At 61.5% G+C, this 20,501-nt stretch carries 17 protein-coding genes; 11 read left to right on the top strand and 6 right to left on the bottom strand.

What is annotated here, in order from left to right:
• Positions 1–13 precede the first annotated feature (13 nt).
• From EUB48_RS13490 to EUB48_RS13480, 3 genes are all read right to left on the bottom strand, one after another.
• The gene (locus EUB48_RS13490) at positions 14–667 is read right to left on the bottom strand and encodes a hypothetical protein (protein WP_142819604.1); all 654 of its coding nucleotides are present in this window, start codon (positions 665–667) and stop codon (positions 14–16) included.
• 379 nt (positions 668–1,046) lie between these two features.
• Complete coding sequence (gene mnmC2, locus EUB48_RS13485; RefSeq protein WP_142819603.1) at positions 1,047–1,778, bottom strand: tRNA (5-methylaminomethyl-2-thiouridine)(34)-methyltransferase MnmC2; 732 nt, start codon at positions 1,776–1,778, stop codon at positions 1,047–1,049.
• Positions 1,779–1,809: 31 nt separating this feature from the next.
• Positions 1,810–1,965, bottom strand: a complete 156-nt coding sequence (locus EUB48_RS13480) for a DUF3096 domain-containing protein (RefSeq protein WP_077561514.1) — start codon at positions 1,963–1,965, stop codon at positions 1,810–1,812.
• 161 nt (positions 1,966–2,126) lie between these two features.
• Between EUB48_RS13480 and EUB48_RS13475 the strand changes: the two genes are divergently transcribed.
• Entirely contained in the window at positions 2,127–3,107 is a 981-nt protein-coding gene (locus EUB48_RS13475; protein ID WP_142819602.1) for a potassium channel beta subunit family protein, read from the top strand.
• 10 nt (positions 3,108–3,117) lie between these two features.
• Here the strand turns inward: EUB48_RS13475 and EUB48_RS13470 are convergent, their stop codons facing one another.
• The gene (locus EUB48_RS13470) at positions 3,118–4,887 is read right to left on the bottom strand and encodes an IlvD/Edd family dehydratase (protein ID WP_420821414.1); all 1,770 of its coding nucleotides are present in this window, start codon (positions 4,885–4,887) and stop codon (positions 3,118–3,120) included.
• Positions 4,888–5,097: 210 nt separating this feature from the next.
• Positions 5,098–5,856 carry a transglutaminase family protein gene (locus tag EUB48_RS13465; protein ID WP_338052393.1) on the bottom strand — a complete coding sequence of 253 codons (759 nt, stop codon included), beginning with the start codon at positions 5,854–5,856 and terminating at the stop codon, positions 5,098–5,100.
• Here EUB48_RS13465 and EUB48_RS13460 point away from each other — a divergent pair.
• From EUB48_RS13460 to EUB48_RS13450, 3 genes are all read left to right on the top strand, one after another.
• Positions 5,855–8,323, top strand: a complete 2,469-nt coding sequence (locus EUB48_RS13460; protein ID WP_142819601.1) for a DNA internalization-related competence protein ComEC/Rec2 — start codon at positions 5,855–5,857, stop codon at positions 8,321–8,323. The two genes, EUB48_RS13465 and EUB48_RS13460, sit on opposite strands and share 2 nt — an antisense overlap.
• 81 nt (positions 8,324–8,404) lie before the next feature.
• Complete coding sequence (locus tag EUB48_RS13455) at positions 8,405–9,937, top strand: circularly permuted type 2 ATP-grasp protein (protein WP_142819600.1); 1,533 nt, start codon at positions 8,405–8,407, stop codon at positions 9,935–9,937.
• Between the two features lie 2 nt (positions 9,938–9,939).
• Positions 9,940–10,914: an alpha-E domain-containing protein gene (locus EUB48_RS13450; protein ID WP_142819599.1), complete on the top strand. Its 975-nt coding sequence runs from the start codon at positions 9,940–9,942 to the stop codon at positions 10,912–10,914.
• A gap of 121 nt (positions 10,915–11,035) precedes the next feature.
• On the opposite strand, the gene EUB48_RS13445 is transcribed toward EUB48_RS13450, so the two are convergent.
• Positions 11,036–11,809, bottom strand: a complete 774-nt coding sequence (locus tag EUB48_RS13445) for an IclR family transcriptional regulator (RefSeq protein WP_142821265.1) — start codon at positions 11,807–11,809, stop codon at positions 11,036–11,038.
• A 161-nt stretch (positions 11,810–11,970) separates the two neighbouring features.
• Here EUB48_RS13445 and EUB48_RS13440 point away from each other — a divergent pair, with 161 nt between their 5' ends.
• From EUB48_RS13440 to EUB48_RS13410, 7 genes are all read left to right on the top strand, one after another.
• Complete coding sequence (locus EUB48_RS13440) at positions 11,971–13,731, top strand: FAD-dependent oxidoreductase (protein ID WP_142821263.1); 1,761 nt, start codon at positions 11,971–11,973, stop codon at positions 13,729–13,731.
• Positions 13,732–13,769: 38 nt separating this feature from the next.
• Positions 13,770–14,546 carry an SDR family NAD(P)-dependent oxidoreductase gene (locus EUB48_RS13435; protein WP_142819598.1) on the top strand — a complete coding sequence of 259 codons (777 nt, stop codon included), beginning with the start codon at positions 13,770–13,772 and terminating at the stop codon, positions 14,544–14,546.
• A 92-nt stretch (positions 14,547–14,638) separates the two neighbouring features.
• Positions 14,639–15,835 (top strand): ABC transporter substrate-binding protein, encoded by a 1,197-nt coding sequence (locus EUB48_RS13430; RefSeq protein ID WP_142819597.1) that lies wholly within the window; start codon positions 14,639–14,641, stop codon positions 15,833–15,835.
• A gap of 72 nt (positions 15,836–15,907) precedes the next feature.
• Entirely contained in the window at positions 15,908–16,831 is a 924-nt protein-coding gene (locus tag EUB48_RS13425) for a branched-chain amino acid ABC transporter permease (RefSeq protein WP_142819596.1), read from the top strand.
• On the top strand, positions 16,828–18,591 hold the full coding sequence (locus tag EUB48_RS13420; RefSeq protein WP_142819595.1) for a branched-chain amino acid ABC transporter ATP-binding protein/permease: 1,764 nt from the start codon (positions 16,828–16,830) through the stop codon (positions 18,589–18,591). Before EUB48_RS13425 ends, EUB48_RS13420 begins: the two co-directional genes overlap by 4 nt.
• A 15-nt stretch (positions 18,592–18,606) precedes the next feature.
• Positions 18,607–19,317: an ABC transporter ATP-binding protein gene (locus EUB48_RS13415; RefSeq protein ID WP_142819594.1), complete on the top strand. Its 711-nt coding sequence runs from the start codon at positions 18,607–18,609 to the stop codon at positions 19,315–19,317.
• A gap of 32 nt (positions 19,318–19,349) precedes the next feature.
• Complete coding sequence (locus EUB48_RS13410; RefSeq protein ID WP_142819593.1) at positions 19,350–20,309, top strand: MBL fold metallo-hydrolase; 960 nt, start codon at positions 19,350–19,352, stop codon at positions 20,307–20,309.
• Positions 20,310–20,501 lie beyond the last annotated feature (192 nt).

Raw genomic sequence — 20,501 nt, 5'->3', positions numbered from 1 at the left:
ACCCCTCAAATGACTAGGCTTTGACAATTGAAACGCCCAAGTGCTTTTGAAGGATGGTGTACAGCACAACGGGCGCATCATCAAGTTTGGCGCCAATAGACATCGTTTGCACTGATATGACATCGCTAGATGCTCGTTGGTCTGGCGCAGCATACCAACCACGAAGCCCACTTAAAACCATCTGGGTGGCTTTGGTGTGCAATGGGTTAAATACCTTCGGGTCAGCAACGTTGGCTGCTTTGAAATCCAAAAATATTGCATCGCAAAAATTGGCCACATTGCTGACCATTGTTTGTAGCAATTCTGGATGCAATGCCCTTCTGTTGCTGTCTCTAATTTCTGAAAAAGATCGGCTCACGCCATTCATGAATTGACGGCACACCTCTTCATCGGCTCCAAGAGTATTCTTGACGTAATTCAAGTACCCGCCGACATTGAATGCCATCAAGGTCAAATGTGCGAAAAATGGACCGACCTCAATGTCTCTTGAAAATTCATAATCCGAACAAGGTTTACCTGCCCCAAACTCTTCGCCAATAAACTTTGCGGACAGTTCACCCGACCAGCGCACGCCCAAATACCCAAATTCATCCGCGGTAATTCTTTTGCCGTCGCCAAATTTAAAGATGGGCGAATTTTGCTTTGAAGCCTTCCCGAATCCGAACATGTTTTGCTCTCCCAATTTTGGGCGTGTTATTGCCGATGCCGATTTGACCAACGGTGACGATTTTTCCTGACTATGACACAGCGATCTGTGGTCCGTGATTTCGCCAAGTTTTCTTTGTTGTGTAGGTGATCCGTGTTTACGGCGAGCCCGGTCAAATACGCATCGGCGTCAACTTCAAGACAGCGGAACTGATGCATTGCCATCGTAGAGCCGAGATCCAATTGCGCTCCTCCGTCGGTCCCGCCTCACATCGTTGGGCGTCAGCTATCAGCGAATCCGAATGTCCGGAGTCAGTCTGAAGCGGTCGCGAACACAAGACTTGCGGCCTACCGCTATGGCCGTTTGCGCCCGTCCATCAGACACCTCAGAAGCTCACCCATTAGTGGTCCGCTGGCAAAAACACCGCCTCGAGCCGATGGCGTTTGGGTGGCAGCCCCTGGCGCTTTTCCACGCGAAAACCGATCTGCTCCAGCGCCTCGCGCACGCTGTGGGCCACGGTATAGGTCGCCAGCGTCGTGCCCGGTCGGCAATGGCGCGCCATCGCCTGCAACGTGGCGTGAGACCACATCTCTGGATTGACGGCGGGACTGAAGCCATCCAGGTACACCGCGTCGGCCTCGCAGGCCAGTCGCTCCAGCATGGGCAGCACCTCGCCGGCGGCCAGCGTCAATTGCACCCGTCCCTCGGCAAAGTCCAGGTGATGGATGCCGGGCGACAGGTCCTGCCAGGCCCCGGCGAGTTGCTGCGCCAGGGCCTGCACGCGCGCCAGCAAAGGAGCGTCTGCGTCGCCTGTTGTGTTCGGCCCCCGCGCGCTGCGCACGATGTCCGCGGCTGCCACGGGATAAGCCTCCACCGACACAAAATGCAGATGGTCGCAGCGCCGCGCATCGGCCTCCCAGGTGGCCCAGGTGGTCAGGAAGTTCAGGCCCAGGCCGAAACCGGTCTCCAGCACCGTGAACCCGGTTTTGCCGCGCCAGCGCCGGGGCAGGCCACACCCTGCAAGAAACACCGACGCCGCCTGCGAAACGCCCCCGGAACGCGAGCGGTACCGGTCGTTGAAGCGGGGACTGTGCGGGCTGCCGTCGCTGGTCCACACGACAGGTTCACTCATCGAAATTCCCGCTTTGCGAGGAATGCCCGCGTCAGGTCAAGTGAAACATCCTGGTGCCGAACAGGCCCACCAGCCCGATCAGGATCAGGTAGATGGCCACGATGAAGTTCAGCAGCTTGGGCATGAGCAGGATGAGGATCCCCGCAATGAGTGAGATCAGGGGCGTCAGGCTGAGGTGGATGTTCATGCGGTCTCCAATGCAATCGAGCCAAAACAAGGGCAGGCCCTGAAGCGTTCATTCTATGGCGCCCACGAGTGGCCTGCTGCATGCGAACACCATGACGGTGGCACAAGCTTGCACGGTCTGTTAGCCTTTGAGGATTCATTCCCATCCAGCAAGGCAAATCCATGCAATACCGACGTCTTGGCCGCAGCGGCCTGCAGGTCAGCGAACTCTCCGTGGGCTCCTGGGTGACCTACCATAACCAGGTGAATGTGGCCGCGGCTCGCGAGATGCTGGCGGCCGCGCGTGATGCCGGCGTCAACTTCTTTGACAATGCCGAGGCCTACGCGCGTGGCAAGAGCGAGGTGGTCATGGGCGAAGCCTTCAAGGCTTTGAAATGGCCACGATTGAGCTACATCGTCTCCACCAAGTTCTTCTGGGGGCTGGACCGCGATGTCCAGCCCGTCAATCACAAGGACACACTCAACCGCAAGTATCTGATGCAGGCCATCGATGGCTCGCTTCGGCGCATGGGCCTGGATTTTATTGACCTGGTGTACTGCCATCGGCCCGACCCCCACACGCCCATCGAGGAAACCGTCTGGGCCATGAGCGACATGATCAGCCGCGGCAAGGCGCTGTACTGGGGCACCAGCGAATGGTCTGCGGAAGAGATTCGCGCGGCCTGGGACATTGCCGAACGGCACCACCTGCACAAGCCCGTGATGGAGCAGCCGCAGTACAACCTGTTTCACCGCAAGCGGGTGGAACAGGAGTACACACGGCTTTATGAGGATATCGGCCTGGGGTTGACGACCTGGAGCCCCCTGGCCGGCGGATTGCTCACCGGCAAATACCGCAATGGCGTTCCCGCAGGCAGTCGCGGTGCCATTGAAGGAATGGGGTATCTCGTCAAGGGCCTCACGGACGCCGCCAAAAACGCGGTGGTCACGAAACTGGAAGCCGTGGCGTCCGAGCTGAATTGCAGTCTCGGCCAGATGGCAATTGCCTGGGCTGCACGCAACCCCAGGGTCAGCACCGTCATCACCGGGGCCTCCAAAATCTCGCAGTTGCAAGACAATCTTGGCGCCGTGGACGTGCTGCCCCAACTGACGCCCGAGGTAATGGGGCGCATCGACCAGATCACCTCGCCGCTGGCCAGCTGACCGGCGTATGTCAGGACCGAGGCGTTTTCCCGGTGATCTGTGGGGCTCTTAGAAAGTCAAAGTCGACACCCTTGTCTGCCTGCGTGACGGTTTGCAGGAACAGCTTGCGATAGCCCCGCTCTGCTGTTGGCTCGATCAACACGTTGGCGCGGGCCCGCTGGACAAGCTCTTCGTCGGAAACCAGCAGACTGATCTCCCGGTTGCGCACGCTCAACCGGATTCGATCTCCATTGCGCACCTGTGCCAGTGGTCCACCCACGGCGGATTCCGGGGTCACGTGCAGCACGATGGTGCCGAAGGCCGTGCCGCTCATTCGACCGTCCGAAATCCGGACCATGTCCTTCACGCCAGCGCGTGCCAGCTTGAGCGGGATAGGGATGTAGCCTGCCTCGGGCATGCCCGGCGCCCCCTTGGGGCCGATGTTCTTGAGCACCAGGACATCCTCTGGCGTGACATCCAGATCGTCAAGATCAATGCGGTTGACCAGGTCCTCGGCATTTTCAAAGACCACCGCACGCCCCTCGTGCTCCATCAACTTCGGATCGGCCGCAGATTGCTTGATGATGGCGCAACCTGGTGCCAGGTTGCCGCTTAACACGGCAATGCCCCCTTGCGGGTAAATCGGGTTATCAATGGGGCGGATCACGTCCTGCGCAAAGCCCGGCCCGGCGCTCTCAATCTCCTGTCCAAGCGTGCGCCCCGTCACCGTTAATGCATCCAGGCGCAGCAAGGGCTTTAGTTCCCTGAATAGGGCGGCCATGCCACCCGCCTTGTGGAAGTCTTCCATATAGTGCTGACCGGATGGTTTGAGATCCAGCAAGACCGGTGTTCCCCGCCCCATGCGATCCAGAGCCTGCATATCAATTTCCAGGCCAACACGACCTGCGATGGCCGCCAGGTGCACGATGCCGTTGGTGGAGCCGCCGATGGACAGCAGCACGCGCATGGCATTTTCGAAAGCTGCGGGAGTCAGGATCTTGTCGATGGTCAGCCGATCACGCGCCATCTGGACAGCCCGCGCACCGGTCGCCTCTGCAATGCGGATGCGATCGGAAGTGACGGCCGGAGGCGATGCTCCGCCGGGAACCGTCATACCCAATGCCTCGGCAATACAGGCCATCGTGCTCGCTGTTCCCATGACAGAGCAGGTTCCCACGCTGGCCACCAACTGGTTGTTGACATTCGCTGTTTCCTGGGCGTCTATCTCGCCAGCGCGGAACTTGCCCCAATAGCGGCGGCAGTCAGTGCATGCACCCACACGCTCGCCCCTGTGGGATCCCGTCAGCATGGAGCCTGTGATCAACTGGATGGCAGGGATGCCTGCGGATGCCGCGCCCATGAGCTGCGCCGGAACAGTCTTGTCGCAGCCGCCAATCAGCACCACCGCGTCCATGGGTTGGGCCCGAATCATCTCCTCCGTATCCATCGACATGAGGTTGCGCAGGTACATGCTGGTCGGCGCCGCGAAGCTCTCGTGAATGGAAATGGTGGGGAAATCCATAGGCAGCCCGCCCGCCAGCAGGACACCGCGTTTGACGGCCTCGATAAGTTGGGGGGCATTGCCATGACAGGGGTTGTACGAGCTTCCGGTATTTGCAATGCCGATCACCGGTCGATCCAGCGCAGTGTCTGTGTAACCTGCCCCCTTGATAAAAGCCTTCCGGAGAAAGAGCGAGAAGCCTTGGTCACCATAGCTGGTCAGGCCCTTTCTCAAGCCGGTCTCATTCAGGACAGCATCTTCGGAATGGTGTTTGGTTTGATCGGTTGATTTCATATTCATGAGGGGTTTCTTAAAATCCCTGGCGGTAAATGGATCAGTCGTCGATGCTGACCAGTGTCGAGTCTAGGCGCTTCGCGACCGCAACTGGGATGTCGGCGGGCGCAAGCTCTGTGCCGACCTGCGCAAATCCAGCGTGAACGGGAAATCGCGGCTGCCCGCCACATGGATGGTCGCGGCCGGCACATCGATTGTGCCCGGCGAGCACGATCTTCAGGCCCAGTTCGGTGCTCGTGGCTTCGATGGCGGCGAGCAGATCGAGGTGTCCTCCAGCTTTTCGAGGGGCGGCATGAAGACGTAGAGCACGCCCGACTTGTGGCCCACCGCCTCGCCCGTCGGGCCGCTGGCGCGGCGCGGGTCGCGCACTTCCACGCACAGGGCGGAGCGGCTGATCCAGTGGGCCGACTCGAAACGATCGGGCGCACGCACAAAGTCGCCGGGGTTGGTGTGCCGGCCCGTGAGGGCGCTGCCGGTGCCCGAGCCGCCGGCGCGGCCCTGCAACAGCCGGGCGGCTTCGCCTTGCGGGCCCGTGCCGGCCAGGTAGGGCACGGCGCCGGCGTGGCCATAACGCGCGGACAAGTCGCTGGCGGCCGGCAGGGCGCCGCGCGGTGCCGAGGGAGCCTGCTCCACCAGGTACATGCGCTCGTCGCGCAGGGACCAGGGGCCGGTGACCCAGGCCGGGCCGGCCCGTGACGGAGCCTCGCTGACCTTCAGCGGCAGCACATAGCCGACCACCGCATCGAGCTTTTGCTCGAACACGCGGCGCAGCCGGGCGCGCTCCATCTCGTCGTCGAGTCTGGCGTCGAACGGGTCCACGTTCACCGGCAGGCGGCGCTCGCGCCACAGGTAGTACCAGGTGTCTTCAAAACCGGGCGTGATGTGCTGGCCGGTCACGCCGAGCCGGCGCGCGAGATGCGCCCCGCGCGAACCTGTTGCCGTGTTCGGCGCGCGGCCCGTTAGCATCGCCGTCATGCGCAACACTTGGCATCAGGGGGGATACCGGGCCGCAACCGGGGCCGCGCCGGCCTTCGCGGCGTTGCCGGGTTTTATCGCGGGCACGGCGCTGCAGTTGCAGCAGCCGGCGCTCTGGTTTTGGCCGGTTTATGCATGTTTTGTGGTTGTAGCCATTATCCTGTATGGAGTTGCTGCTACTAAACATGTAGCAAGCGCGGGCAGCTTCTGGCGCCGCTGCGCGGCGTTTGTGGCGGCGGCGGTGCTGGGGTTCAGCCTGTGCGGTCTGCGCGCCACGGCCTTCGAGCACGACGCGCTGGCGCCTGCGCTGGAGGGCCGCGATATCGCCGTGGTGGGCGTGGCGGCCGCCATGCCGCAGCGCAGCGAGGTGGGGCTGCGCTTTCGCTTCTCGGTCGAGTCGGCCAGCCTGGACGGTGCCCCCGTGGCGCTGCCGCCGCAGATTTACCTGAGCTGGTACGGCAGTGGCTATGGCGCCATGGGCGCGCCTGCCGGCGACGCTCCGGCCGCGGCGGTGCAGCCGCTGGCCGATGTGCGCGCCGGCGAGCGCTGGCGCATGACGGTGCGCCTGAAGGCGCCGCACGGCAACAGCAACCCCTATGGCTTCGATTACGAACTGTGGCTGTGGGAGCAGGGCCTGCAGGCCACGGGCTATGTGCGCGCCGGGCCCAAAGACGCCGTGCCGCAGCGTCTGGGCGACACCTGGCAGCACCCGGTGGAGCGCGTGCGCCAGCAGGTGCGCGACGCCGTGCAGGCGCGCGTTGCCGAGCGCCAGCTCGCGGGCGTGATCGCGGCGCTGGTGGTGGGCGACCAGAACGCGATCGAGCGCGCCGACTGGGATGTCTTCCGCGCCACGGGTGTCGCGCACCTGATGAGCATCTCAGGGCTTCATATCACCATGTTTGCCTGGCTCGCCGCCGCGCTGGTGGGCTGGCTGTGGCGGCGCTCGGCAAGGCTGTGCCTGTTCTATCCGGCGCCCAGCGCGGCGCTGATCGGCGGTGTGCTGCTGGCCACGGCCTACGCGGTGTTCAGCGGCTGGGGCGTGCCCTCGCAGCGCACCATCTGGATGCTCGCCACCGTAGGCCTGCTGCGCCTGTCCGGGCGGCGCTGGCCGTGGCCGCAGGTCTGGCTGCTGGCCTGCGCCGTGGTGCTGGTGGTCGATCCCTGGGCCTTGATGCAGGCCGGGTTCTGGCTCAGCTTTGTTGCGGTGGGTGTGCTGTTTGCTACAGACCCAGGAGCAGGTGGCGTACGACCGGTGGGGGCCAGGGGCCGATTGCTCACCATGGCGCACGAGCAGTGGGTGGTCACGCTGGCGCTCACGCCGCTGACGCTGCTGCTGTTTGGCCAGGTCTCGGTGGTGGGCCTGCTGGCGAATGCGGTGGCGATTCCCTGGGTCACCCTGGTGGTCACGCCGCTGTCCATGCTGGGCATCGTGCTGGCGCCGCTGTGGGACGCGGCGGCGGGGGCCATTGCGGCGCTGGGCTGGTATTTGAAGCTGCTGGCGCAGCTGCCGTTTGCTACGGTTTCGATAGCTTCTCCCGCTGTATGGGCGGGGGCTGCAGGTGTTTTTGGCGGTCTTTTGCTGGCGATGCGGCTGCCCTGGTCGCTGCGCGTGCTGGGGCTGCCGTTGATGCTGCCGGTGCTCTTGTGGCAGCCGCACCGCCCGCCGGACGGCCAGTTCGAGCTGCTGGCGGCCGACATCGGCCAGGGCAATGCCGTGATCGTGCGCACCGCCGCGCACACGCTGGTGTACGACACCGGGCCGCGCTTCAGCCAGGAGAGCGACGCCGGCCAGCGCGTGCTGGTGCCGCTGCTGCGCGCGCTGGGCGAGCGCGTCGACACCGTGATGCTGAGCCACCGCGACAGCGACCACATCGGCGGCGCGCCAGCCGTGCTCGCCATGCAGCCGCAGGCGAATTTGCTCAGCTCGATCGAGGCCGGCCACGAACTGCAGGCGCTGCGCCCGGCCACCCGCTGCGTCGCGGCGCGCGACGGCGGTCAGCGCTGGGCCTGGGACGGCGTCAGCTTCGAGGTGCTGCGCCCGAACGCGGCCGACTATGAGGTACCGAACAAGCCCAACGCCATGAGCTGCGTGCTGCGCATCTCGAATGGCGCGCAGACGGCGTTGCTGGTGGGCGATATCGAGCAGCCGCAGGAGGCCCGGCTGGTGGCCGATGTCGCCGACCTCATCAAGGCTGACGTGTTGCTGGTGCCCCACCACGGCAGCAAGACCTCCAGCAGCGCGCTGTTTCTCGATGCCGTGCGGCCGCACTGGGCGTTGGTGCAGGCCGGCTACCGCAGCCGCTTCGGCCACCCGGCGCCGCCGGTGCTGGCGCGCTATGAGGAGCGCGGCATCCGCGTGGTCGACTCGGTACACTGCGGCGCCGCAACCTGGTCGTCGGCGCAGCCCGGGCAGGTTGGCTGCCAGCGCGAAGCCGGGCTGCGCTACTGGCACCACCGGGTGCCTTGAGGGTGTCAAATGGGGCATCTCTGGCGCAAAACACTGCTGCATATGGCCCAAAAATTGCTAAGCTAGATGCAGGAGATCGCCATGGTCAAATTCGACGAGATGTACACCCGGCTGCCGTACGAGTTCTTCTCTCACGGTGCACAGATTCGCGATCACTACAAGATCTACGACGAATGGCTCGCGCGCCAGCCCGGCGACATGATGGCCAAGCGGCGCGAAGAGGCCGAGATGATCTTTCGGCGCGTCGGCATCACCTTTGCGGTCTACGGTGCGAAGGACGAAAATGGCTTCGGCACCGAGCGGCTGATTCCGTTCGACCTGATCCCGCGCATTATTCCGGCGCATGAGTGGGCCGCCCTCGAGCGCGGTCTGGTGCAGCGGGTGACAGCGCTGAATCGCTTCCTGCACGACGTGTACCACGACCAGGCAATCATCAAGGCCGGCCTGATCGAGGCCGACCAGATCACCCGCAACGCGCAGTTCCGCCCGCAGATGGTGGGGGTGGACGTGCCGAACCAGATTTACTCGCACATCGCGGGCGTGGACATCGTGCGCGCGCCCGATGCCCAGGGCAACGGCGAGTACTACGTGCTCGAAGATAATCTGCGCGTGCCCAGCGGCGTCAGCTACATGCTGGAAAACCGCAAGATGATGATGCGGCTGTTTCCCGACCTGTTCAACGCCCATCACGTGGCGCCGGTGGCGCACTATCCCGACCTGCTGCTGGAGACGCTGCGCGCGTCAAGCCCGCCCGCCACGGCCGACCCGACCGTGGTGGTGCTGACCCCCGGCATGTACAACAGCGCCTACTTCGAGCACGCCTTTCTGGCGCAGCAGATGGGGGTCGAGCTGGTCGAGGGCCAGGACCTGTTCGTGAAGGACAATTTCGTGTACATGCGCACCACGCGCGGCCCCATGCGCGTGGATGTGATCTACCGCCGCGTCGATGACGATTTTCTGGACCCGCTGGTGTTTCGCCCCAGCTCCACGCTGGGCTGCGCGGGTCTGCTGGAGGTCTACCGCGCGGGCAATGTGAGCATCTGCAACGCGGCCGGCACCGGCATTGCCGACGACAAGTCGATCTACCCCTACGTGCCCCAGATGATCGAGTTCTACCTGGGCGAAAAGCCGATCCTGAACAACGTGCCCACGCACATCTGCCGCCGCCCGGACGACCTGAAATACGTGCTGGCCCACCTGAAGGACCTGGTGATCAAGGAGGTGCATGGCGCGGGCGGCTACGGCATGCTGGTGGGCCCGGCCTCGACCACCGCCGAGATTGAAGAATTCCGCCAGGCCCTGCTCGCCAACCCGGGCGGCTACATTGCGCAGCCCACGCTCAGCCTGTCGAGCTGCCCGACTTTTGTCGAGAGCGGCATCGCGCCGCGCCACATTGACCTGCGCCCGTTCGTGCTGTCGGGCAAGGAGGTGCAGATGGTGCCCGGCGGCCTCACGCGCGTGGCGCTGAAGGAAGGCTCGCTGGTGGTGAACTCGTCGCAGGGCGGCGGCACCAAGGACACCTGGGTTCTCGAAATGGGGGCCCGGCCCGTGGCCCAGGCGCAATTGCAATCGCAGCTGCAGTCTCAATCCCAGTCGTCGGCTGCAAGGAGTTAAACATGCTGTCACGTACCGCCGACCACCTGTTCTGGATGTCCCGCTACACCGAGCGGGCGGAGAACACCGCGCGCATGATCGACGTCAACTACCAGACCGCGCTGCTGCCGCAGTCGGCCGCCGTGGCGCAACTGGGCTGGCAGGGGCTGCTGTCCATCAGCGAACTGCTGCCGATGTACACCGCCAAGCATGGCGAGGTCACGTCCTGCGGCGTGATGGAGTTCATGGTCCGGGACGAAAGCAACCCGTCCAGCATCCTGTCGTGCCTGCGCGCCGCGCGCGAGAATGCGCGCGCCGTGCGCGGCACACTCACCACCGAAGTCTGGGAGACGCAGAACCAGACCTGGCTGGAAGTCAACCGCATGCTGCGCGCGGGTGAGTTCGAGCAGGACCCGGGGCAGTTTTTTGAATGGGTCAAATTCCGCTCGCATCTCTCGCGCGGCGTGACCGTGGGCACCATGCTGATGGACGAGGCGCTGCATTTCATGCGCCTGGGCACCTTCCTGGAGCGCGCCGACAACACGGCGCGCCTGGTGGACGTGAAGTTCCACGCGGTGCAGAGCGACTTCTTCGGCGCCGCCACCGAGCAGGATCAGGAGTACGACTTCTACCACTGGAGCGCGATTTTGCGCAGCGTCTCGGGCTTCGAGATCTATCGCAAGGTGTACCGCGACGTGATCCGTCCCGAGCGCGTCGCCGAGCTCCTGATCCTGCGTGCCGACATGCCGCGCTCGCTGCACGCCAGCCTCAACGAGGTGGTCAGCAACCTGCACCTCGTGGCGAGCGACGCGGCCTGCGAAACCCTGCGCCGCGCCGGCCGGCTGCGTGCCGACGTGCAGTACGGCCGCATCGACGAGATCCTGGCTACCGGGCTGCATGCGTTCCTCACGCAGTTCCTGGACCGCGTGAATGAGCTGGGCGCGCACATCAGCCGGGAGTTTCTGGTGCCGGCGACGGCGTGGTGTACAGCCGCTTGACCCAATAATCAGGGCGGCGCTTGTGGGCCACAATCGCCAAAACCTCTATTTCATCGGATACCCGTACGGTACAAAATGTTGTAGGGCAGCTCAGGCCACCTCTAAACGCAACGTTCGTTTGTTAGTTGTGCCCCACACGCCGCGACACTTCCAGCGCGCAGCGGAGAAGTGGAGTGGCAACGGCACCGTCCCAACTGCTGTCGAAGGTCGCCGAAGGGCCCATGACGAGGATACCCAGCACGATATGACCGGCGGAATCGAAGACGGGCGCGCATAGCGCATCGATGCCCGGGATTGGTTGGCCGAGTGAACGCGAGAGCCCGTGTTTTCGGGTCTCGGCCAGAGAGGCTTCCAAGACCTCGTGCACCACAGGAATCTTTGAATTCACCCCCTTACTGAGGCGTGCAAGCTCATCGGATAGCAGGTGCTCAACTACCTTTGGGGGCATGTAAGCCGCGAACAGCCTGCCGGTAGCTGTATTGGCCAGCGACATGACGGTGCCGGTACGCAGATTCACATGCAGCGGTTCAATCGGCTCTTCGAGTCGCACGATGGTGGGGCCCAAGTTGCCCCAGACGGCGACCGCCACACTTTGGCCAGTGTCGTTGGCGAGGGCTTCGATCTGCTGCGATGCCTCCTTCACGGGATCCATCCGCTGCAGCCGGGCGAGACCCAACTGGAGTGCCAGCGGCCCAAGTTCGTAGTGGCCCGCATCTGTTTGGGTGACGAACCCGACATTGAGGAAGCTGACCATATACGGATGCGCCTTGCCCGCAGTCATGCCGGCGGCTTTCGCCAGATCCTTCAATGGGATGGGCCGAACGTGCCTGGCTAGCTGCAAGAGCAGGGCACTTCCGATTTCAATCGATTGAATACCGCGTCGACTCTTTTCCATGATGGGGATCGCAAAACGCGAAGGGGTCAGTGTATCCATAAGGGTTTTCCATAATAACAAATCGATTCGATTGAATCTTACAAATTGATATTAACAAATCTATTGACAATAGTCAGATGAAATATAAAATCCGACCCAATGCTTCTTTGTGGGGAAATGGAATGGCTCAGGAAAATATTACGGTGGACGTGCTCGTCGTGGGCACGGGCGCCTCAGGCATGGCAACGGCGGTCACGGCGGCGTTTCAGGGGCTTAAAGTCCTCGTTGTAGAGAAGGAGGCGACGTACGGCGGTACGACCGCACGTTCTGGTGGCTGGCTTTGGATACCGGGAACACGCCTGGCTACCGAGCAAGGAATCAATGAGCCGCCCGGCGCGGCAAAGGCCTATCTCAAGCACGAGACGACGACACACTTTGACGAGGCTCGCGTTGACGCCTTTCTTGAAAACGGCCCGAAGGCAATCGACTTCTTCACGCAAAAAACCTGCGTGCAGTTCGATATGCCGGCCGTCTTCCCTGACTATCACTCTGAAGCAATCGGTGGTCAGCCCGGAGGTCGTTCCATGGTCACGCGCCCGTTCGACGGCCGTGAACTGGGTCCGCGTATCAAACAACTGGCGTTGCCGCTTCCCGAGTTAACGGTTTTCGGGATGATGCTGGGCTCAGGCCCTGAGATTAAGCACTTCATGCGCGCATTCAAATCGCTGGAGTCCTTCGTATATGTCACCAAACGATTGAGCAAGCACTTCCTGGACGTGCTCGGAAACGGCCGGGGTATGACGCTCACCAACGGAAACGCGCTTGCCGGGCGACTGGCCAAGGCTGCGATGGATTTGGACATTCCCGTCTGGCTGTCATCGCCGGTAAAGAAACTTGTCACCGAATTCGACGGCGTCGCCGGAGCGCTGGTCCAGCACGAAGGAAAGACGGTCAGGGTCAACGCGTCGCGAGGTGTGGTGCTGGCCTGCGGTGGCTTTCCGCACGATATTGAACGCAGAAAGGAGCTGTTCCCGCACGCGCCTACCGGCAAAGAGCACTACTCACCTTCGCCCGAAACGAACACTGGCGATGGACTGCGGCTTGCGGAAGCGGTCGGGGGGCGAGTCGACGGAACCATTCCGCACGCTGCCGCGTGGGTGCCGACATCGGTGACAACACGGCCTGACGGGACGAAGGGTGTGATGCCTCACTTTATCGACCGCGCAAAGCCCGGTGTCATTGCTGTGACGCCCAAGGGAAAACGCTTCACTAACGAGGGCAACTCGTACCATGACTTCGTTCAGGCGATGGTCGCGGCATGCAAAGGCGAGCCCGAAGTTTCGGCGTGGCTGCTGTGCGATCACAAGGCCCTGCGTGACTATGGACTCGGCTGCGTCGCTCCGTCTCCGTTGCCGATTGGACGTCATCTGAAAAGCGGCTACCTGAAGCGCGGGAAAACTGTCGCCGAACTCGCGAAGCAAATCGGCATCCAGCCTTCGGTTCTTGAGGCGACGGTGAGCGAATTTAACCAGGGTGCGCGCATCGGCGAGGATCCTGCGTTTGGTAAGGGCAGCAAGGCCTACAACCGCTACCAGGGGGACGCTCTTGTGACGCCCAACCCCTGCATAGCACCTCTGGAGAGCGGTCCTTACTACGCGATCAAGCTCGTCGTGGGGGACATCGGCACTTTTGCTGGCCTTGTGACCGATGAAAAGACGCGGGTGCTCGATGCGTCTCGTAAACCAATCAAAGGTCTATACGCTGTTGGCAACGACGCGGCCAGCGTCATGGGCGGCAACTACCCGGGTGCGGGCATCACGCTTGGGCCAGCGTTGACCTTCGGCTATGTCGCAGGGCTTCAGCTGGCGAAGGCAGAGGCCGCGGCAGAAGTCACGCTTCAAGTCGAGAGGCGAGAGCCTGTGGCCATCAGCCGCCACACCTAACGCGACACGATTTCTCAACAAGACCCCAAGGAAACATCATGCCATTTCCAAGCTCTGTAGCGCCGCACCTTCTCGATGGGCGGTTGGCGTTGATCACCGGCGCCGGCCAGGGCAATGGCCGAGCGCTCGCGCTCGGACTGGCCCAGGCGGGTGCGCGCGTGATCGTTACCGACATGAACGCGAATACGGTCGAAGAGACCGCGCAGGCGGTCCGCGCCGAAGGCGGGCAGGCCTGGCCTTTCGTCCTCGATGTGACGTCGCTCGATGCCTGCCATGCGCTGGCAGCGCGTGTGGGCGACGAGATCGGCGCGATCGACCTGCTGGTCAACAACGCCGGCATCATCATCCGCGAGGGGATGGCCAGCGAGAACGCCGCATCTAACTGGAAGAGGACGATCGACGTCAACGTACACGGCACCTTCAACGTCAGTCTTGCGTGGCTCCCTGCGATCAAGGCGACAAAGGGCTCGATCATCAACATCGCATCGATCGCGGCCTATGCAGGACAGGGAGGAAGCCTCGGCTACTCTCCGTCCAAGGGAGCCATCAAGATGTTCACTCAGTCGCTTGCGGCCGAACTCGCTCCGGTCGGCGTTCGCGTGAACGCATTGGCTCCGGGGGTGATTGAGACGCCGATGACCGCCGCAACTCGCGAGAACCCGCAACGACTGGAATCTTTCATGACGCGCATTCCCATGGGCCGCGTCGGCCAGACAGAAGATCTGGTGGGCCCGGTGATCTTTCTCGCGTCCGGCATGTCGCGCTACGTCACCGGCATCACCCTGCCTGTCGACGGAGGATTCCTTGCCATCTGAGCGTACCCCGTGACCGACGACAAAACGCTCAACAACGGGCCACACAAGGCCACACAATTTTTCTTACCACCTCAACCACCTAAGGAGACACTATGAAGCTGAAACGAATCTGCAAACGGTTGCTCGCGGTCGCCGCGTTATCTACCCTTGCTTTGGGCGCTTCCGCACAAGACATCAAACTCGGCTTCAACGGCGACCTATCGGCCTCGCCGTCGGCCCAAAGCGGTCTGGCGGCTGTATTGGGAATGCAGACGGCCATTGACGACGTCAATAAGGCCGGCGGCCTTCTGGGGCGTAAATTGACGCTTGTGACCCGTGACGATTCGTCGCAGCCGGCGAAGTCGATTCAGAACACAATCGAGCTGATCGACAACGAAAAAGTATCCGCGATGTTCGGTCCGACGAACTCGGGTAACGCGATGGCGTGGAAGCACATCGTGAATCAGAAAAAAATCCCAGAGATTGGTAATGTCGGCTCCGGCACCGATATCACCAAGCCGATGAGTCCAGGCGCCGACAACTACATGTTCCGCGTATCGATGGTTGATCGCCCTCAGGTCGCCGCCCTGATGGCCTACGCGAAGAAGAACCCAACAACTAAAGTCGTGGGTCTCATGGCTGAGACCACTGGTTACGGCCAAGGCGGGCTGAAAGACATGGAAGAAATAGCGGCGCTGCAAGGCATCAAACCTGCGGACGTCGAGCGGTTTGGAGTGGGCGACACCGATATGACTTCACAGCTCAACAAGATGAAGGCTGCGGGCGTAGACACAGTGATCGTATGGGCTCAGGGTACCCCGATTGCGCAATTGATGCGCAGCATGGACAAGATCAACTATTTCCCGCTGACGCTTACTTCGTGGGCGGCCGACAACATTACCTTCTATGATGCAGCCGGCAAGACGTTGGCCGAAAAGCCGTTGTTTATGCGAACCGTGACCGAAACGTACACGCCGGCGCAGCAAAAGCTGTTCGACCGCATCGGCAGCAAACTCAAGGCGCCGAGCTCTTTCTCATTTGCACTGCATGGTTACGATTCGGTTCTCCTTTACGCCGCGGCGGTCAAGCAAGCCGGGAGCACAGACGGTTCTGCTGTCCGCCTGGCGCTGGAAGACCTGAAGACTCCCGTTCAGGGCCTTCTAAGGACTTACAACAAGCCATTCGACAAGACCAATCACGAAGCCCTGACTGCGAAAGATCTGGTTTGGACTCATTGGAAAGATGGCAAGTTGGCACCTTACACCGACGCGGTGATACGTTCGCTAACTGCTGCCGATATGAAGCAGTAAATCTGGCGCACAACAACGCAATAAACGACGGCTGCTGGGTGTTGGCACTCTCCAGCCATCAGGAGACTTACCATGACAGAAGCGCTCTTGCAGGCAGCTATCAGCGGACTGGCCGTGGGCGGCGCCTACGCACTGGTAGCGCTAGGGTTCAGCATCACATTTACAACCACGAAAACACTCAATTTTTCACAAGGCCAGTTTGTGTCTGCCGGAGCGTTCGTCGGCATGAGTGCACTCTTCTTGCTGTTGGGAAAGCCTGTCGGCTCGACGACCTTTGGTGATGCAGTTCCCGGTGCGACCGCACAACTTCTGGCTCTCGTGGCTACTCTCGGAATCATGGGTTTACTTGGTTGGGTGCTATATGCCATAGGCGTACGACCATTCGCTGGCCGACCTGGCATGGGGTGGGTCATAAGTACATTGGGCTTCGGCGTGGTTTTGCAGAGTATTGGCCTTGCGATCTGGGGTCCGAAACCTGTCGTGGTGCCGGCCCCCATGGGCGAGTCTGTAATCCATTTTTTCGGCGCCGGTGTTCGTCCCCAGGAGTTGCTGACGCTCGCCGTGGCCGTTTTCATCATGATAGTCTTTGACCTCGTCATGAACCGAACGATGGTGGGCAAGGCCATGCGCGCCGTGGCTGCTAACGGCAGCGTCGCGAAGCTTATGGGTATCAATACAAACGCCGTGATGATCGGCGCCTATGTCGCAAGTTCGGCGCTCGCCGGACTGTCGGGATTTCTGCTTGCGCCGATCGCGCAAGCATCTCTCTTCATGGGAGTAATAGTCGGCCTCAAAGGCTTCTCGGCCGCCATGATTGGTGGCCTCAACAACCCTCGGGGCTGTGTGATCGGCGGTTTCGTCCTCGGCGTGTTCGAGTCAATGGTCAACCTCTGGCAGGCGCAATGGCGCGAGGTCTCCGTGTTCGCGCTCGTTATCCTGGTGCTGGCGTTTTGGCCTACCGGTCTGTTTGGCAGCAAGGCAGTGGAGAAGGTATGAAGCGCGGGCAACACCTACTGGTGATCGCAGCAGCCGCCGCCGCGTTGACCGGTGGCGCCTCGCTGCTCGGCAACGGTTACTACTTGCGAATTGCGTTCATGATGTGCGTCTATTACATGTGCGCAGCTGGTATGAACGTGCTGGTTGGCTATGCCGGCCAGAAGTCGCTTGGCCAAGCCGGACTATTCGCGGCTGGCGCCTATGCAATGGCGCTTCTGACCACGCGCACGGAAATGAGCCCTTGGATCGCTTTGATCTTTGCGGCAGTAATCTCCGGCATTTGTGGTGTGCTTATCGCATTACCGTCCCTGCGTGTCAAGGGACCGTATCTGGCGATGGTGACGCTGGCATTCGGCATCGTGATCGAAAAGCTGGTTAGCGATTGGACTGACGTATTTGGTGGCGCGCAGGGAATCAGCGGCATTAGGCCCCTCACCTGGAACGGCCATCCTTTTTCGCCTCTGCAATGGGTATGGTTCGGAATAATCTTATGTGCTATCACCCATTTGCTACTGCGTAATCTACTTCAGGGCCGCTTCGGCCGGGCTATGCGCTCGCTGCAGTCTGACGAAATTGCATCGTCCTCGGTCGGAGTTCGCGTCTACCGTGCGAAGGTGGTTGCATTCGTTGTCGCTGCGGTTACGTGCGGCATTGCGGGTGCCCTGGTCGCTCAACAAAATCAGTATATCAACTCCGACTTCATTACCTTCGATCTGTCGATTTTCATTTTGTTGCTGGTTTTGTTTGGTGGCGCTGGATCCATCTACGGGCCCCTTGTTGGCGCCGTGATCCTGACGTTGATTGATGCGCTGCTTACGAGTTGGCCGTCGGTTCAACATTTTGTGTACGGATTCCTACTGCTGTTCGCGCTCTATGTGATGCCGGCCGGTGTGGTAGGTTTGTTCTCGAAGTGGTTTAAACGCACCAAAGAAGAGGTGCTTTCTTGGGACCGCATTGCGCCGACGCGGCCCGGCCTAGTTGGCGACGGTGAACTGCTCGTAGTGCATGGTGTTACCAAATCATATGGTGGCGTGAAGCCAGCGCAGGACATTTCCTTTCGCTTGCAACGTGGCCACATTCACGCACTGATCGGACCGAACGGTGCGGGCAAGAGCACCATGATCAACATGCTGACCGGTGTCGTCGACCCGAGTGCGGGGTCGATCCGTTTCTTGGGTCAAGAAATCGTCGGCCGACCGGTGCACACGATCTGCTGTCTGGGCATAGGGCGCACTTTCCAGAATCTGCGTCTTTTCGCTGACCTGTCGGTCTTGGACAATGTGATGCTCGGACGGCACAGTCGGATGGAGAACGGTTTCTTTGCATCGCTGACTGCGCTTCCGAGCGCACGCAAGCAGGAGCTCGCTACCCGCGGCCGTGCCATGCAATTGCTCGACCTCGTTGGTTTAGCGCATCTTGCGAGCCAGGCTGCGGGCAATCTTCCCTATGGATTGCAGCGCCGAGTGGAGTTGGCACGCGCATTGGCTACTGAGCCTCAACTACTTCTGCTCGACGAGCCGGCCGCTGGATTGAACCCGCAGGAGACGGCCGAGCTGGGGCAGCTTCTGGTGGTCATCGGCAAGTCTGGTGTGTCGATCCTGATGGTGGAGCATCACATGGATCTAGTGATGTCTATCTCCGACCACGTGATTGTGCTCGACTACGGGATCAAGATCGCAGAAGGAACGGTGGCCGAAGTGCAGGCCAATCCGCGCGTGGTCGAAGCTTATCTTGGCGTTGACGAGCCAATCGCGGTCTAAGCCAAAGGGATGAGCATGCTGAAAATAGAATCTGTCAACGTTTCCTACGGCGCGATCCGAGCAGTCAAGGGCGTGAGCCTGGAAGTGAGCGCGGGCGAGATTGTCACCATCATTGGCGCCAATGGCGCCGGTAAGAGCACCCTGCTAAAGAGCATTGTGGGTTTGGAGCCTGTCGTGGCAGGCCGCATTCTGATCGACGGCCAAGACTGCACCACAGTGCCGGCACACAAGCGGGTGGAGCTTGGCGTCGCAATGTCGCCTGAGGGGAGAGGGGTTTTCGCCGATCAGACCGTGCGCGAAAACCTGATGCTTGGTGCTTACTCGCGCAAGAAGAACACTGTCGGTACCGAGGCCGCCCTTAAAAGGGAGTTCGCGAGGTTCCCGCGCCTGAAGGAGCGGCAGGGCCAACTCTCAGGCACCTTGTCCGGTGGAGAGCAGCAAATGCTCGCTATTTCTCGCGCCCTCATGAGCGAGCCGCGCCTGTTGCTACTCGATGAGCCGTCGCTCGGACTCGCACCCTTGATCGTCAAAAGTATTTTCGACGCGATCCGTCAACTGCGCGAGTCGGGTCTGACGATCCTGCTGGTGGAGCAGATGGCCAAGCAGGCGCTGGGCGTGGCGGACCGTGCCTATGTGCTCGAAACCGGACACATCACGCTGGAGGGCTCGGGCCTCGATCTTCTCAACAACCCCAAGGTCAAAGCGGCCTACCTTGGCACGCATTGACCGTCATTAACCACTTCACAAGGACATAGCCCATGAGTTCCACCAAAAAATTTGCCAGCCAGGCCGATCTTGAAGAAAAGAAGGTCACCTTCAGTCAGCTCTCCGAGCACGCCTGGGCCTATACCGCTGAGGGTGACCCCAATACCGGCATCATCATCGGCGATGACTGTGTACTGGTAGCCGATACCCAAGCCACCCCTGCGATGGCTGCCGATGTAGTGCGCCGAATCCGCGAAGTGACCGACAAGCCCATCAAGTACGTGGTGCTTACGCACTACCATGCGGTGCGCGTGCTGGGCGCGGCCGGCTACCAGCCCGAGCACATCCTGGCGAGCCAGGACACGTACGACCTGATCGTCGAGCGCGGCGAGCAGGACAAGGCGAGCGAGATCGGCCGCTTCCCGCGCCTGTTCCAGAACGTCGAGACCGTGCCGCCGGGCCTGACCTGGCCCACCATGACCTTCACCGGCAAGATGACCTTGTGGCTCGGCAAGCTCGAAGTGCAGCTGTTGCAGCTCGGCCGCGGCCACACCAAAGGCGACACCGTCGTCTGGCTGCCACACGAGCGCACATTGTTCTCTGGCGACCTGGTCGAGTTCGATGCTACGCCTTATGCCGGCGATGCCTACTTCAAAGACTGGCCGCAAACGCTGGATAATGTGGCCGCGTTGCAGCCCAAGGCGCTGGTGCCGGGCCGCGGTGCGGCACTGACCACGCTCGACGAAGTGGCCAGGGGCCTGGCCGGCACCCGCAACTTCATCGCCGACGTGTACTCGAACGTTCAGAAAGGTGTCGCAGCTGGCAAGGACCTGAATGCCGTCTACAAGGACACCTTTGCCGCGCTCAAGCCCAAGTATGGCCACTGGGTGATCTTCGATCACTGCATGCCCTTCGATGTCACGCGTTGCTACGACGAGGCAACAAAGTACACCGATCCGCGCATTTGGACCGCCGAGCGCGACGTGGAGATGTGGAAAACCCTAGAGGGTTGACTGACACCCAGGTACCCGCAGATTCCCGAGGAGGCAAACCATGAAACTGAATGACCTAGTGTCGGCCGGCCTGGGGCGGTCAAGCGCTGCTGTCGATCTTGCGCAACAGCAGGTGTTGGTGTGTTACTCGACAGCGGCATCCGCGTTCGGCCGCCCTGAGGCGGTCCGGTGATCTAGGGTAAGAAAGCGGTT

Origin of the sequence: Rhodoferax sediminis (genome assembly GCF_006970865.1) — a bacterium.
GTDB lineage: Bacteria > Pseudomonadota > Gammaproteobacteria > Burkholderiales > Burkholderiaceae_C > Rhodoferax_A > Rhodoferax_A sediminis.
This window is presented reverse-complemented; position numbering and strand designations above follow the sequence as displayed.

Bases quoted from the DNA above. Each gene is read 5' to 3' on its own strand.
- EUB48_RS13490 (WP_142819604.1), bottom strand. From the start codon at position 667: ATGTTCGGATTCGGGAAGGCTTCAAAGCAAAATTCGCCCATCTTTAAA.
- mnmC2 (WP_142819603.1), bottom strand. From the start codon at position 1,778: ATGAGTGAACCTGTCGTGTGGACCAGCGACGGCAGCCCGCACAGTCCC.
- EUB48_RS13480 (WP_077561514.1), bottom strand. From the start codon at position 1,965: ATGAACATCCACCTCAGCCTGACGCCCCTGATCTCACTCATTGCGGGG.
- EUB48_RS13475 (WP_142819602.1), top strand. From the start codon at position 2,127: ATGCAATACCGACGTCTTGGCCGCAGCGGCCTGCAGGTCAGCGAACTC.
- EUB48_RS13470 (WP_420821414.1), bottom strand. From the start codon at position 4,887: ATGAATATGAAATCAACCGATCAAACCAAACACCATTCCGAAGATGCT.
- EUB48_RS13460 (WP_142819601.1), top strand. From the start codon at position 5,855: ATGCGCAACACTTGGCATCAGGGGGGATACCGGGCCGCAACCGGGGCC.
- EUB48_RS13465 (WP_338052393.1), bottom strand. From the start codon at position 5,856: ATGACGGCGATGCTAACGGGCCGCGCGCCGAACACGGCAACAGGTTCG.
- EUB48_RS13455 (WP_142819600.1), top strand. From the start codon at position 8,405: ATGGTCAAATTCGACGAGATGTACACCCGGCTGCCGTACGAGTTCTTC.
- EUB48_RS13450 (WP_142819599.1), top strand. From the start codon at position 9,940: ATGCTGTCACGTACCGCCGACCACCTGTTCTGGATGTCCCGCTACACC.
- EUB48_RS13445 (WP_142821265.1), bottom strand. From the start codon at position 11,809: ATGGAAAAGAGTCGACGCGGTATTCAATCGATTGAAATCGGAAGTGCC.
- EUB48_RS13440 (WP_142821263.1), top strand. From the start codon at position 11,971: ATGGCTCAGGAAAATATTACGGTGGACGTGCTCGTCGTGGGCACGGGC.
- EUB48_RS13435 (WP_142819598.1), top strand. From the start codon at position 13,770: ATGCCATTTCCAAGCTCTGTAGCGCCGCACCTTCTCGATGGGCGGTTG.
- EUB48_RS13430 (WP_142819597.1), top strand. From the start codon at position 14,639: ATGAAGCTGAAACGAATCTGCAAACGGTTGCTCGCGGTCGCCGCGTTA.
- EUB48_RS13425 (WP_142819596.1), top strand. From the start codon at position 15,908: ATGACAGAAGCGCTCTTGCAGGCAGCTATCAGCGGACTGGCCGTGGGC.
- EUB48_RS13420 (WP_142819595.1), top strand. From the start codon at position 16,828: ATGAAGCGCGGGCAACACCTACTGGTGATCGCAGCAGCCGCCGCCGCG.
- EUB48_RS13415 (WP_142819594.1), top strand. From the start codon at position 18,607: ATGCTGAAAATAGAATCTGTCAACGTTTCCTACGGCGCGATCCGAGCA.
- EUB48_RS13410 (WP_142819593.1), top strand. From the start codon at position 19,350: ATGAGTTCCACCAAAAAATTTGCCAGCCAGGCCGATCTTGAAGAAAAG.